Raw genomic sequence first — 13691 nt, forward strand, 5'->3', positions numbered from 1 at the left:
CGCTATGGCAACATTGGTATTGGCCTCGGTCGGCGCCACGATTGGCGGCGGCTTTGGTGGCGCGATCCTCGGATTTTCGGGCGCCGCCATCGGCAGCATGATCGGCTCGGCCATCGGTGCGGCCGTGGACAGCTGGATCGTCTCCTCGCTCGCCCCGGCCCAGCGCATCGAAGGCGCCCGGCTCGACAATCTGCGCATCACCGCCTCGACCGAAGGTGCGGTCATCCCACGCGTCTTCGGCCGCATGCGCATGGGCGGCAATATCGTCTGGGCGACGGATTTCCGCGAGGAGACGAAGACCAGCCGGCAGGGCGGCGGCAAGGGCGGTGGACCCAAGGTCGAGACGACCGAGTATCTCTATCATGCGTCTTTCGCCGTGGCGCTTTGCGAAGGCGAGATCACCGGCATCGGTCGCATCTGGGCGGACGGCAAGCCTCTGGATACGTCGGGAATTACCTGGCGCTGGTATCCGGGCTCTGAGACGCAGGAACCCGATCCCTTCATCGCCACCACCATGGGGAATGACGCGACCCCGGCCTATCGCGGCACCGCCTATGTCGTCTTCGAGGATCTGCCGCTGAGTGATTATGGCAACCGCCTGCCGCAGCTTTCGTTTGAGGTCTTCCGGCCGCTGGCCGATCCCGACACGGCGGAGGGTCTGACCCGCGCCGTCACCCTGATCCCCGCATCAGGCGAGTTCACCTATGCCACTGAGGCCATCCGCAAGGGCGGCAATGGCACCAGCTCGGCCGAGAACCTGAACGCAGCGCCCGGAAACCCCGACATGATCGTGGCGCTGGACAGGCTGCAGGCCATGGCGCCGAAGGTCGAGAGCGTCAGCTTGGTCGTCGCCTGGTTCGGCAACGACCTGCGCTGCGGCCACTGCGCCATCCGGCCCGGGGCCGAGGTGGCCGAGAAAGCCAGTAGTCCGAGGACGTGGTCCGTGAACGGCGTGAGCCGAGCCGATGCCCATCTTGTCAGCCGTGATCAGGAAGATCGTCCAGTCTATGGTGGCACGCCAGCGGATTTCGCGGTGGTGCAGGCGATCCGCGAGATGAAGGCGCGCGACCTGCGTGTAACTTTCTATCCCTTCATTCTCATGGATGTGCCGCCGGGGAATACCCTGCCGGATCCCTATACGGACCATACGGCCGGGACCGGTCAGCCCGCTTTCCCATGGCGCGGGCGGATCACCTGTGCGCCCGCAGCTGGGCAGGCCGGGAGCGCCGACAAGACGGAGGTTGCGGTAGATCAAGTCGCGGCGTTCTTCGGCAGCGCTTCGCCGTCGGATTTCACCGTCACCGGCGACGAGGTGCGCTGGGCGGGCGATCCCGGCGATCATGGGCTGCGCCGCATGGTGCTGCATTACGCCCATCTCTGCGCGGCGGCAGGCGGGGTCGACGCCTTCCTGATCGGCTCGGAGATGCGCGGGCTGACCACGATCCGGTCCAACGGGAACAGTTATCCGGCCGTCGCGGCGTTTCGGGCGCTGGCCGCCGATATCCGGACTATCCTCGGGCCCGGTACGAAGGTCAGCTATGCCGCCGACTGGTCGGAATATTTCGGGCATCAGCCTGCAGATGGCAGCGGGGATGTGTACTTCCATCTCGATCCGCTCTGGGCCGACCAGAATGTCGATTTCATCGGCATCGACAATTACCTGCCGCTCTCGGACTGGCGCGACGGGTTTGACCATCTGGATGCGGATGCCGATTGGCACGCGATCCATGATCGGGCCTATCTGCAGTCCAATATCGCGGGCGGCGAAGGGTTCGACTGGTTCTATGCGTCAGAGGCCGACCGCGCGGCACAGGTCCGGACCCCGATCACCGACGGGACTTATGGAAAGCCGTGGGTGTTCAGACCCAAAGACCTGCGCGCTTGGTGGTCGAACCCGCACTATGATCGGCCGGGCGGCGTCGAAGCCGTGACACCGACGGCGTGGCTGCCCGGATCAAAACCGATCCGCTTCACCGAACTCGGTTGCCCGGCCATCGACCGCGGCACCAACCAGCCGAACGTGTTTTATGACCCGAAGTCTTCCGAAAGCTTCGTGCCGTATTTCTCGCGCGGCTGGCGTGACGATGCCATCCAGCGGGCCTATCTGGAGGCCAGCTATCTGTTCTGGGGCAAAGCTGCGAACAATCCGGTCTCGATGGAATACGCAGGCCGCATGGTCGAGATCTCGGAATGCGCCGCCTGGACCTGGGATGCACGACCCTATCCGTTCTTTCCGGCGCTGGACGATGTCTGGACCGATGGCGACAACTGGCGGCTCGGCCATTGGCTGACCGGGCGGCTGGGTGCGGTGTCCTTGGCCGCCCTCGTCCGCCATCTCTGCCTCCGCGCCGGGCTGTCGGAAAGCCGCATCGATGTCACGGGCCTTTGGGGCGCCGCCGAGGGCTATGCGATCACCGCCCTCGAAAGCCCCCGCGCCTCGATCACCACGCTGGCACGGCATTTCGGCTTCGACGCGGTCGAAAGCGAGGGCGTGATCCGCTTCATCATGCGCGGCCGGGCGCCGATTGCGAGTATCGCCTATGACGACCTCGTCGCGGGCAACACGGGCGGCGAAGCGATCGAATTGACCCGGGCGCAGGAAACCGAACTGCCGCAGGCGCTCAAATGGCAGTTGGCGCGAGCCGATGAAGATTACGATGCCGCCTTGGTCGAGGCGTCCCGCATCACCGTCGACACCAGTCGCATCGCCTCCGAGAGCTTTCCCATGGCCGTGCCGCCCGAAGAGGCCGAGCGCCGCTGCCGCCGGGCTTTGCAGGAAGCCTGGGCGGGTCGGGAAAGCGCGGTGTTTCGCCTGCCGCCCTCGCGACTGGCGCTCGATCCGGCCGATGTCATCGCGCTCACCCACGATGGGCGCGCGCAGCAGTTCCGCCTGACGGCCGTGGCCGATGCCGAAGCGCGCGGCATCGAGGCCGTGCGGCAGGACCGGGAGGCCTATGACCTGCCGCCCGGCGCCGAGCGGCCCGCCACCCTGCCCCGCGCCGTCACTTTTGGGCCTCCAGAGGTGATCTTGCTCGATCTTCCGAAGCTGCGCGACGATGTTCCGGCGCATCGACCGCTGATCGCCGCCACGGCAAAACCCTGGCCCGGCGCTCTGGCGGTGTATCGAAGCCCAAGTGGTGACGGGTTCGAACTGGTCACCACGCTGCGCCGCCTCGCGCACATGGGCCGTCTGGCCGCCGATCTATGGCCCGGTCCCACCTCGCGTTTCGATCTCGGCAATGTCCTGATCCTCGATTTGGCGAGCGGCCAGTTGGACAGCGTCAGCGATCTGGCGCTGTTCGGGGGCGCCAATGCGCTGGCGGTGGAATCCGCGCCGGGGCGCTGGGAGATCGTCCAGGCGGGCCATGCCGAGCTGATCGCGCCCCAGCGATACCGCCTGTCCCGGTTGCTACGTGGCCAGCGTGGCACCGAACAGGCCATGGGCCATCCAACCCCAGCCAGGGCCCGGGTGGTGATGCTGAACGAGGCCCTGACCCCGCTGCCGATCCCGGAAGCCGATCTCGGCATTCCCTTCAACTGGCGCATCGGACCGGCCCGTCATCCGGTCAGCAGCGACACGTTTGTGGCGGTAAGCTTCACCCCTGAGGGCGAGGGTCTGCGGCCCTTCTCGCCGGTCCATGTCGACCAGCCATGGCGCCGCCCGCATGTGCCCGGTGATCTGGTGATCCGCTGGACACGCCGCTCCCGCACCCTCGCCGCCGATAGCTGGCAGGGCATGGAAGTGCCGATGGCGGAAGAACGAGAGGCATGGTCGGTCGAGATCCTTGATGGTGCGACCGTCCGGCGCGGTCTCGAATCCAGCAGCACCTCCGTCACCTATCGCAGCGCAGATCAGGTGGCGGATTTCGGCGGACTGTTGGCCTCGGGCGACAGCCTGACCATCCGCATCTGTCAGCTCTCTGCCCGGATCGGGCGCGGCACCGCCATCACCACCACGCTTTATCTCTGACGACCGGGAAACCCAAAAATGTCCGACAGCACGACGAATCTGCTGCTGCCATATCTGATGGCGGCGCAGGCGCAGAAACACGTCACCCATAACGAGGCCCTGCGCCTGCTCGACGGGCTTGTCCAGCTCTCGGTCAAAAGCCGACAAATGACCGCAGCGCCTGCAAGCCCCACCGATGGCGACCGCTATATTGTCGCCTCTGGCGCGACCGGCGGCTGGGCGGGCTGGGATCTGAATGTTGCGCTCTGGACCGATGGCGCCTGGCTGCGCCTCCCGCCGCGCGAGGGCTGGCGGGCATGGGTCGAGGATGAGGCAGTTCTGCTGGTCCGGAACGGTGCCGATTGGCAACCGGTGATCCCCACCGGCCTCGACGATCTGACCCGCCTTGGCATCGGCATGGCGGCCAGCACGGGTGCTCCCTTTTCTGCCAAGCTGAACAGCGCCCTCTGGACCGCGCTATATGCGGCGGATGGCGGCAGCGGCGATCTGACCCAGACGCTGAACCGGGAAACCGGTACTGACGATGCCGGGCTGATCCTGCAGACCGGGTTTTCCACACGGGCCCTGATCGGCATGTTCGGATCGGATCAGCTGCGCATCGCCGTCTCGTCGGATGGCAGCAATTTCAGCGATGCGCTGGGCGTCGATCCGGCGACGGGCATCGCCAACCAGCCGAACCTGCCGCGCTTCAAGGCGTATACCAACTACGACAACTACGTGGCGACTGACAGCTGGACCACGCTCGGGATCAATGTGGCGGACTACAATGATCAGGGCTGTTTCGATGCGGGCACCAACCGCTTCGTGGCGCCGGTCGCGGGAACCTATCTCTTTGGCGCATCGCTGCTCTACAAGATCAACGCCAATACCAGCGCCCGGATGCGCGGGCGGCTGGTCCTGAACGGATCGACAGAGATCAGGGGATCGTTCGGCGAGATTTCCAGCGCGCATGTCTCGGGAGCGACCGCGCTCTGGCTGCAGACCTTGGTGTCGCTGGACGCAGACGACACGGTCGCGCTGCAAGGCACGTTTCGGGCGGCGGATGGGTATTTCGCGGCCGACCACACCACATTCTGGGGAACGAAGATCGGATGACACCCAAACGTCTCGACGACATACTGCAGATGAGCGAGAGCGAATTCGAGGATCTGCTCGCCCGGGCCGCGCAGGAAGGTGCCCGACGCGCCCTTGTCGATGCCGGGCTCGACGGCAGGGAAGCCGCGCTCGATATCCGTGACCTGCGGGCGCTGCTGGAAGGCATTCGCCTGATGCGCCGCACCGCCGCCCAGACAATCATCCGCATGCTGACCGCAGGCCTGATCCTGACCCTGCTGGCCGGGATTGCGCTGAAGCTGAAGCTCTTCGGCGAAGGCGGCTGATCCGCTGGGCGGCAATCAGTGCCAACCACAGACTCATCACCCCACGGCCCGCCATTCCGGTGGGCCTTTTTCTTGTCCGGAGGATCCTCATGACCACCCGTTTCTACAGCCATTGGCGCGACGTGCCGAAAGAAACATGGCGCTGGCCGAACTTCTCGCCCGCCGAGATCGCCTGCCGCGGCACCGGCGCGATCCTGATCCACGAGCAAGCCCTCGACCGGCTGCAGGCTTTGCGAACCCGACTCGGCAAGCCGCTGATCGTGAATTCCGGCTATCGCAGCCCGGAACATAACGCCCGGGTGCGTGGAGCGAAGCGCTCCAAGCATCTAGGAGGCACCGCTTTCGACATCTCCATGGCCAATCACGATCCGGCCTCATTCGAGAAGGCAGCCCGGGCCGAGGGCTTTTTGGGCTTCGGCAGCTATCCGCGATCCGGCTTCATGCATATCGATCTCGGCCCCGCCCGGCGCTGGGGCGATCCCTTCCCGGCCCGTGCCATGCCATTCGCGGAGGACCAACCGCCAGCCCGCGAACATCTGGCCGACAGCCGGACAATGAAGGGCAGCGGCGCGGCCGGGATTGCCACCGTCGGAGCGGCAGGCATCGAAATTGCTCAGGACGCGCTCGGCGATGCGCAATCGGCCATCGAGCCGCTGATCCCCTATCTCGACACTCTGCGCTGGGCCTTCATCGCGATGGCGCTGGCCGGGATCGGCCTGACCGTCTGGGCCCGGCTCGACGACTGGAACCGGGGAAGACGGTGATGGGCGCCCTCGTTGCGCTGCTGGCGTCGCACTGGGCGCGGCGTCTGATCATCGGGGCCGCGCTGATCGGCGCGGTCCTGCTTTTCCTCATCAACCTGCGGCGGGCAGGCGAAACCGCCGGCCGCCACGCCGAACGCCTGAAACAGATGGAGCGCCAGAATGACATCCAACGCCGCATGCTGGAAGCAGCCAGCACCCGCCCTCGTGATCGCGACGATCTCGCTGACCGCCTGCGCGGCGGGCGGTTCTGATCCGGGCGGCGCAGTTTGTCCGCCGGTCGTCGCTTACGAAAAAGCGGTACGGGACCGGGCGGCGGTGGAGCTGGAGGCGCTGCCCGAAGATGCCGCGCTGGTCGGGATGATGGCGGATTATGCGGTGATGCGGGCGCAGGCGCGGGTGTGCGCTGGCTGATCGCTAATGTCAGGACGCCTCGGCCGGGGCGTCTACCAACGCTAATGCGCCATCCGGCAGCGGGCGTTGCAGCTTGCTGGCGACTTCGATCGGCGCCGAAAGCCAGGTCTCCCAATCCCGGTGATCGGTCAAAATGACCGGCATGGCTTTCGGATGCACCGATTTCACCTCGGCATTGGGCGCACAGGTCAGAAAGGCATAGAGATCGTCGGTTGTTTCGCCATCCTTCACCTTCCGGACCGACTTCCAGCCCCGGACCTCGATCCCGGCGAAGAACATCGGCGCTTCTGCTTTCGAGGGCGCGAACCACTGATTGCCGCCCTTGATCGGTTCGGCGAAGGCCGTGACAGGCACCAGGCAGCGATTTGCTGGCCCCAGCCAGCGCCGCCAATGCGGCGAGTTCAGGTTGCGGACATTGGTGACGCCCGGATCCCGCTGGGTCTTCAGAACCGAGGGCGGCGATGGCATCCCCCACCGTGCCTTTACCAATTCCAGCGAACTGCCATCATGGCGGATGATCGGTGCCAGCTGATCCGGATAGACCTTGCCCGGTGCGACATTGCCCGCGCGGTCGGTCATGGTCAGACCCTTGAAAAGCTGGCGCATCGCCTCCTGCGTGGTGGTCTGATTGTAAAGGTTGCACACGGTGTCGTCGTCCTCGGAGCTGCCAAAGGGCAGATAGGGTGAACTGTAGCCCGGCAGGCAGGTTCCGTCAGCCAGTTCCAGATCAGGAAAGGCCGTCAGGCAGGCGCTGGCCGCATCAGGTTCACGGAAATAGAGCGCAATCCGGTCCCGCGTGCCGCCGCGCCCGCCGCCATGCAAGGCATAGTTTCCCCTGCCTATCCGCGTCGCCAGCCACTCATGCAGCGCATCGGTCCGACGACCAAAGCCCATCTCCGGCACGCAGATCAGCACCCGGACCGGGAAGGCCGAATCGTCGATCTTGGCTTGAGGTGTGCTGCGGCGCGTCATGGGTATGAACAAATACAGAACATTGTTGCGGTTTGATAGACGATCTTGCGTAGCAGTCTGTTGCTGGATAGTCGTCGAAGGCACCGAGAAGCGATTCCGCAGCAGAGAAATGCCGATTAATCTTTGACGTCAAATCCGTCGAAAGGTCGGCGAATTTGACCATGGGCGGCACTATTCATTTCGATTGGCAACGCGAGGCTTCACGTCTAGACTCGCTATACGAGCCCATGAAAACCAATGTCCAATACCAAGCAAATCCTTTCTATGTTGCGCAGTCGCGCAGAAGGCGACGAGGACCAGTTCCTTGCGATCGCCCTGCAAGTTGCTGCGGCTGAAGCGCGCCAGGGGCGACGTAGCAACGCCGAGCAGCTTCGAGCTGCAGTTGAGGACTTGCGGCGCAGCAGAGGGGACAAGCCATCGGTTCGAGTTTCCTTAGCTCGCCCTCGTGGTGATCTCGAAGGTTTACTCGATCTTCGTGAACCTAGGTTGAAACTTTCCCAAGTTGTTCTGGCCGGACCTCTCCGCGAAAAGCTAGATCGCGTTGTGGTGCAGCAAGACCGCCGCGCTTGGCTTCGCGAAGGCAATCGAACACCCTCACGACGCCTTCTTTTTGCTGGACCGCCGGGGTCTGGAAAAACTCTGACTGCGGAGGCGCTGGCAGGTGAGCTGCGCCTACCTTTCTTCGTCGTAAGGCTTGAAGGGCTGATCACGCGTTACATGGGTGAAACTTCCGCCAAATTGCGGCTGGTTTTCGACGAGACGATCAAGCATCGCGGAGTCTACCTCTTCGATGAATTTGATGCTGTCGGCGGGAGACGAGACGCGACGAATGATGTGGGCGAAATGCGGCGAGTGCTGAACAGCTTTCTGCAATTTATGGAAGAACCTACGTCTACAGATAGCCTAGTTTTAGCAGCGACAAACCACCCCGAACTTCTCGATCGAGCTTTGCAGCGCAGATTTGACGAGGTTCTGAGCTTCGATATGCCGTCTCCTGACGAGATCTGTGAGGTTATCCGCAATCATCTACGACCGATGAAGTACCCTCGGATTGCATGGAGCAAAATAGTCGAAGCGGGGTCAGGGCTTAGCCAAGCTGAACTTGCGCGCGCGGCCGACGAGGCGGCGAAGGTCGCCTTGTTGTCGGAACGCAATGTAGTGCGCACTGAGGATCTGTTACAGCAGCTCACGGCTCGTCACGATATGCGCAACATCTTTAACGGTAACCAAGAGATTTCGGGCTAGAGTTTGGCTGATTACGACCGTGGGCATATCGATATTACATCCCTGCTGACGCCGCATTCTTACATGGCTCATCAGGCGCGAGGCGGGACAACCTTTGCCCGTAACCGCGAGCAACATGGAGATCGATTGAGTGCGGGTCTTGCCGCATCGTTCGAAACCACAGAGGCCCGTCGTCCAAAGCAAGACGCGCTTCCGCCCGGAGTTACTATTGGCGAAGGGGCATTCGTGACAGTTTTACTCGACCGCGCCGCCAAAGAGCTCGACATCGAAAAGATCGATAAGGGCATTCGTCAAAGTGCTGCCGGAGAGGATGGCGATAAGCGCAAAATGGTCCTGCACGTCCGTGATCAGGACGCAAGGGACTATATCACCGAACGCGTCGAGCGTTATCGAACTGGAGCTTTGACTGAGAAAGGCAATCCTCCACTGGCGGGCGTAATGCAGCCGATAGAAGGCTTTGCACCAACAGAGCTCATCGACCTTTGGCGAGAGGATCCCGCACTACTGCCACCAGCAGATGGTACCGCGTCATGGTGGGGCCTATGGTGCTGGGACATTTACGTCGACGAGGTAGTTGGTCTTTCCCGCGCGCTCGATATGCAGGTAGCCCCCGAGGAAAGATGGAGTACTTTCCCTGATGTTCGCATTATCCCTGTCCATGCTACCCGTTGCCAGCTTGAAAAAATGCTCAATATTGGGCAACCTGGCCTAGCCGAGATCGGCTTTGCAACCGACGACCCCGCCATTTTGGTCGATCTTTCCGGCCGGGAGCAGGACGGTCTAGTAGACGATCTTGCAAATAGGATAGTTTGGCCTGGGACCGACGTTCCGGCAGTTTGCCTGCTCGACACCGGCGTGAACCGTGCACATCCTCTAATTGAGCCGGTTCTGGCGCCAGAAGATGTACAAACGATAGACAACGATTGGGGCGGAGATGATCACTATGATGGGCCGGGCCATGGAACACCAATGGCGGGCCTTGCGCTGCATGGTGACCTGACTGGGCCTTTAGCAGATGCCTCTACCCCGCGATTGCGACACCGACTCGAAAGCGTGAAATTTATACCGCCTATCCCGAGGGCCGATGATGATCCCGCCAATTACGGCGCAATTACGCAATCAGCAGTAGCGCTTGCTGAAGAGCGGAATCCTAACAGAAAACGGGTAATTTGCTCAGCAGCAACAGACCCAAAAATTCGCGGAGATCGCCCCACAAGGTGGAGCGCGGCCATCGATGACATGGCAGCGGGCGTCGATGCTGGCGATGAAGAGGAGCCTCCCCGGCGCCTATTCATTCAGGCTGTCGGAAACATCGGGCATAACGATACGTGGGCCACAATCAGCGAGCAGACGCTTCATGCGGGTAGCAATCCAGCACAGGCATGGAATGCACTGACCGTCGGAGGCGTAACCTTCAAAGATCAGATTGAGGTAAATCAGCGAGCCACCTGGTCTGCTTGCGCAGCTGTCGGCGATCTTAGCCCGTACAGCCGCACCTCGTCTGACTGGCCTGACGGCACAACACCAATAAAACCGGAAATCGTTTTCGAGGCTGGTAATCGAGCGACAAATGCGCGTGGTGATCAGGTCTCTGATGCAATGCCTTCCTTGTCGCTGGTCTCCACAGGCAAGGGTGGTACGCGGGACGCACTGACGGCGTTTTGCGCTACGAGTGCAGCGACAGCGCAAGCTGCCAGAATGGCTGCTCAAATCATGTCAAATCACCCAAGATACTGGCCTGAAACTGTTCGTGCATTGATGGTTCACAGTGCGCGTTGGACGCCACCTATGCTTGCCGAAGTGAATGCAGCAGGAGGTAAGACCGCCCGCGCCGCCCTCCGGCGCAAATTCGGCTATGGCATGCCAGACCTCGCTCGTGCGCTAGCTTCGGCATCGAACGATCTCGCGCTGGTAGCACAAGCCGACATTCAGCCGTTTGACCGTCCACAAGTTAGCAGCCGCGATCCCATGCGGCGCGTTGGCAGTATCACTTATGGCAATGCCCACTATTATGAACTGCCTTGGCCAACTCAAACACTTCAGCAGCTGGGCAACTGCCAAGTCAAATTGAAGATTACACTGTCCTACTTTGTCGAACCGTATCCGCTTAAGGGGTCCATGCTGGACCCGGCGCGCTATCGATCGTTCGGACTCCGCTTTGACCTAAAGCGGCCCAAAGAGACTGAGAGCGTTTTCCGGCGTAGTCAGAACGCTAAGATGGGCCAGAAATTGCGAAGAGGTGAGCGTGACGATGACCCGAACTGGGACTTTGGTCCGAAGGCGATTGCTGCGGGTTCACTTCATTGCGACACATGGACAGGCCCGGCAGTCGATCTCGCCTCACGAAATCAACTCGTAGTCTATCCAGTCATGGGGTGGTGGAGGGATCGACCGAGCCAGAACCGATTTCTCGAAAATGCGCGCTATTCTCTTGTTGTTACGCTCGAAGCTCCAGATGCCAGCATCGATCTGCAGGCTGAAGTGGCGACGACAGCGGATGCAATGATTGCCGCCAGGACAGGCGTTCTGGTGGATGTCGCCAGGTAATCTCTATCATCCGCCCACCCGACTCCTCAAACGTTGATGTGGCGTTGATGTAGACGCGCGATTGAGCGATGGTACAATGATACCACCGGCATATCTATTTAATATCTGGGGATTTTTTGGTTGCGGGGGTTGGATTTGAACCAACGACCTTCAGGTTATGAGCCTGACGAGCTACCGGGCTGCTCTACCCCGCGCCAATTGCATCGCGGTTTTTTGCGGTGCGGTTGTTTTCATCGTTTCAGAGATTTTCGTTTCTTTCCAGGTCTGGCGGTGACCTACTCTCCCACGTCTTAGGACGCAGTACCATTGGCGCGACGGCGCTTAACGGCCGAGTTCGGGATGGGATCGGGTGTTTCGCTCGTGCTATGGCCACCAGACCGGGAAAGAAACGTATCAGCGTTGGCCCTTGCTTTCGCTCGGGTCGGTTTTGTTCAAGTTTTCGCATGTTCTGCATGCTTGTGATCGGAGGTGGAAGTCTTGCTTCCACCGGATCAAATCAAGCCAATCGAGCCATTAGTACCAGTCAACTGAACGCATTGCTGCGCTTACATCTCTGGCCTATCGACGTGGTGGTCTTCCACGGCTCTCAAGGGATACCTTGTTTTGAGGGGGGCTTCCCGCTTAGATGCCTTCAGCGGTTATCCTGTCCGTTCATAGCTACCCAGCACTACCGTTGGCACGATAACTGGTCCACCAGTGGAACGTTCACCCCGGTCCTCTCGTACTAGGGGCAACTCCTCTCAAGTATCCTACACCCACGGCAGATAGGGACCGAACTGTCTCACGACGTTCTAAACCCAGCTCACGTACCTCTTTAAATGGCGAACAGCCATACCCTTGGGACCTGCTCCAGCCCCAGGATGAGATGAGCCGACATCGAGGTGCCAAACGATGCCGTCGATATGGACTCTTGGGCATCATCAGCCTGTTATCCCCAGCGTACCTTTTATCCGTTGAGCGATGGCCCTTCCACTCGGGACCACCGGATCACTATGGCCGACTTTCGTCTCTGCTCGACTTGTCAGTCTTGCAGTCAGGCTGGCTTATGCCATTGCACTCAACGAGCGATTTCCGACCGCTCTGAGCCAACCTTCGCGCGCCTCCGTTACTGTTTAGGAGGCGACCGCCCCAGTCAAACTACCCGCCACGCAGGGTCCCGGATCCGGATAACGGACCGCGGTTAGACATCAAGAGTGCGAAGGGCGGTATCTCAAGGATGGCTCCCCAGAGACTAGCGTCCCTGGTTCAAAGCCTACCGCCTATCCTGCACATCGCAATCCTGATGCCAGTGCGAAGCTGTAGTAAAGGTGCATGGGGTCTTTCCGTCTAACCGCGGGAAGTCTGCATCTTCACAGACAATTCAATTTCGCTGAGTCCACATTTGAGACAGCGGGGAAGTCGTTACGCCATTCGTGCAGGTCGGAACTTACCCGACAAGGAATTTCGCTACCTTAGGACCGTTATAGTTACGGCCGCCGTTTACCGGGGCTTCAATTCAGAGCTTGCACTCCTCCTTTTAACCTTCCGGCACCGGGCAGGCGTCAGACCCTATACGTCGTCTTGCGACTTCGCAGAGCCCTGTGTTTTTAGTAAACAGTCGCCACCCCCTGGTTTGTGCCCCCCGCCCATAGTTGCCTACGAACGGGGCCTCCTTCTCGCGAACTTACGGAGGTATTTTGCCGAGTTCCTTAAATGTGGTTCTCTCAAGCGCCTTGGTATTCTCTACCAGTCCACCTGTGTCGGTTTCGGGTACGGTCTCATGGAGGGCTATTTCCAGGAACCACTCAGCTGCCAGCTCAATCCGATAAGGACTGACAACCTCTGTGATCCGTCACCATCTCCTGGCCCAGGAATATTAACCTGGTTCCCATCGACTACGCATTTCTGCCTCGCCTTAGGGGCCGGCTTACCCTGCTCAGATTAGCTTTAAGCAGGAACCCTTGGACTTTCGGCGACAGGGTCTCTCACCCTGTTTGTCGCTACTCATGTCAACATTCTCACTTCTGATCACTCCACCGGATGCCTTACAGCCCGGCTTCACAGTCAGAACAATGCCTCCGATATCCGCGAACGGATAGAAGAGGCAGCGCTCTATATCACAGAACGCTCCGCTACCGCGCACCCAAAGGTGCACCCAAAGCTTCGGCTCGTGGCTTGAGCCCCGTTACATCTTCGCCGCAAGACCTCTTAATTAGACCAGTGAGCTGTTACGCTATCTTTAAAGGATGGCTGCTTCTAAGCCAACCTCCTGGTTGTTTTGGAAGTCTCACATGCTTTCCCACTTAGCCACGAATTGGGGGCCTTAGCTGTTGGTCAGGGTTGTTTCCCTCTCCACGACGGACGTTAGCACCCGCCGTGTGTCTCCCGGATAGTCCTTCTTGGTATTCGGAGTTTACTTAGACT

8 protein-coding genes, 1 tRNA gene and 2 rRNA genes (1 of these 11 only partly in view) are annotated in these 13691 nt (G+C 60.9%); 7 read left to right on the plus strand and 4 right to left on the minus strand.

Annotated features, from left to right (window positions below; translation table 11 throughout):
- The first annotated feature begins 4 nt into the window (after positions 1–4).
- The 5 genes from CUV01_RS02325 (at position 5) to CUV01_RS02345 (ending at position 6364) form a co-directional block, all read left to right on the plus strand.
- The gene (locus CUV01_RS02325) at positions 5–3970 is read left to right on the plus strand and encodes a baseplate multidomain protein megatron (RefSeq protein WP_101459058.1); all 3966 of its coding nucleotides are present in this window, start codon (positions 5–7) and stop codon (positions 3968–3970) included.
- Positions 3971–3988: 18 nt separating this feature from the next.
- On the plus strand, positions 3989–5065 hold the full coding sequence (locus CUV01_RS02330; protein ID WP_101459059.1) for a DUF2793 domain-containing protein: 1077 nt from the start codon (positions 3989–3991) through the stop codon (positions 5063–5065).
- A complete protein-coding gene (locus tag CUV01_RS02335) occupies positions 5062–5349 on the plus strand; it encodes a DUF6127 family protein (protein ID WP_101459060.1) in 288 nt (95 codons plus the stop codon). Before CUV01_RS02330 ends, CUV01_RS02335 begins: the two co-directional genes overlap by 4 nt.
- A gap of 89 nt (positions 5350–5438) precedes the next feature.
- Entirely contained in the window at positions 5439–6113 is a 675-nt protein-coding gene (locus tag CUV01_RS02340) for a YcbK family protein (RefSeq protein ID WP_101459061.1), read from the plus strand.
- Positions 6113–6364 (plus strand): hypothetical protein, encoded by a 252-nt coding sequence (locus tag CUV01_RS02345; RefSeq protein ID WP_101459062.1) that lies wholly within the window; start codon positions 6113–6115, stop codon positions 6362–6364. Before CUV01_RS02340 ends, CUV01_RS02345 begins: the two co-directional genes overlap by 1 nt.
- A gap of 169 nt (positions 6365–6533) precedes the next feature.
- On the opposite strand, the gene CUV01_RS02355 is transcribed toward CUV01_RS02345, so the two are convergent.
- Positions 6534–7496 (minus strand): SOS response-associated peptidase, encoded by a 963-nt coding sequence (locus CUV01_RS02355; RefSeq protein WP_232962438.1) that lies wholly within the window; start codon positions 7494–7496, stop codon positions 6534–6536.
- Between the two features lie 237 nt (positions 7497–7733).
- Between CUV01_RS02355 and CUV01_RS02360 the strand changes: the two genes are divergently transcribed.
- Positions 7734–8741, plus strand: coding sequence for an AAA family ATPase (locus CUV01_RS02360; protein WP_101459064.1), 1008 nt, complete (start codon positions 7734–7736; stop codon positions 8739–8741).
- Positions 8742–8744: 3 nt separating this feature from the next.
- Positions 8745–11288 (plus strand): S8 family peptidase, encoded by a 2544-nt coding sequence (locus CUV01_RS02365; RefSeq protein WP_157994761.1) that lies wholly within the window; start codon positions 8745–8747, stop codon positions 11286–11288.
- A 117-nt stretch (positions 11289–11405) separates the two neighbouring features.
- Here the strand turns inward: CUV01_RS02365 and CUV01_RS02370 are convergent.
- The 3 genes from CUV01_RS02370 to CUV01_RS02380 form a co-directional block, all read right to left on the minus strand.
- Positions 11406–11482, minus strand: a tRNA-Met gene (locus CUV01_RS02370).
- Positions 11483–11550: 68 nt separating this feature from the next.
- A 5S ribosomal RNA gene (gene rrf / locus CUV01_RS02375) occupies positions 11551–11665 on the minus strand.
- Positions 11666–11780: 115 nt separating this feature from the next.
- A 23S ribosomal RNA gene (locus tag CUV01_RS02380) occupies positions 11781–13691 on the minus strand; it runs 926 nt beyond the window's last position.

Source organism: Paracoccus tegillarcae (genome assembly GCF_002847305.1).
GTDB lineage: Bacteria > Pseudomonadota > Alphaproteobacteria > Rhodobacterales > Rhodobacteraceae > Paracoccus > Paracoccus tegillarcae.

What these genes read in the sequence shown, in the direction of transcription:
- CUV01_RS02330 (WP_101459059.1), top strand. Translation starts at nt 3,989, where the DNA reads ATGTCCGACAGCACGACGAATCTGCTGCTGCCATATCTGATGGCGGCG.
- CUV01_RS02345 (WP_101459062.1), top strand. Translation starts at nt 6,113, where the DNA reads ATGGGCGCCCTCGTTGCGCTGCTGGCGTCGCACTGGGCGCGGCGTCTG.
- CUV01_RS02340 (WP_101459061.1), top strand. Translation starts at nt 5,439, where the DNA reads ATGACCACCCGTTTCTACAGCCATTGGCGCGACGTGCCGAAAGAAACA.
- CUV01_RS02325 (WP_101459058.1), top strand. Translation starts at nt 5, where the DNA reads ATGGCAACATTGGTATTGGCCTCGGTCGGCGCCACGATTGGCGGCGGC.
- CUV01_RS02360 (WP_101459064.1), top strand. Translation starts at nt 7,734, where the DNA reads ATGTCCAATACCAAGCAAATCCTTTCTATGTTGCGCAGTCGCGCAGAA.
- CUV01_RS02355 (WP_232962438.1), bottom strand. Translation starts at nt 7,496, where the DNA reads ATGACGCGCCGCAGCACACCTCAAGCCAAGATCGACGATTCGGCCTTC.
- CUV01_RS02335 (WP_101459060.1), top strand. Translation starts at nt 5,062, where the DNA reads ATGACACCCAAACGTCTCGACGACATACTGCAGATGAGCGAGAGCGAA.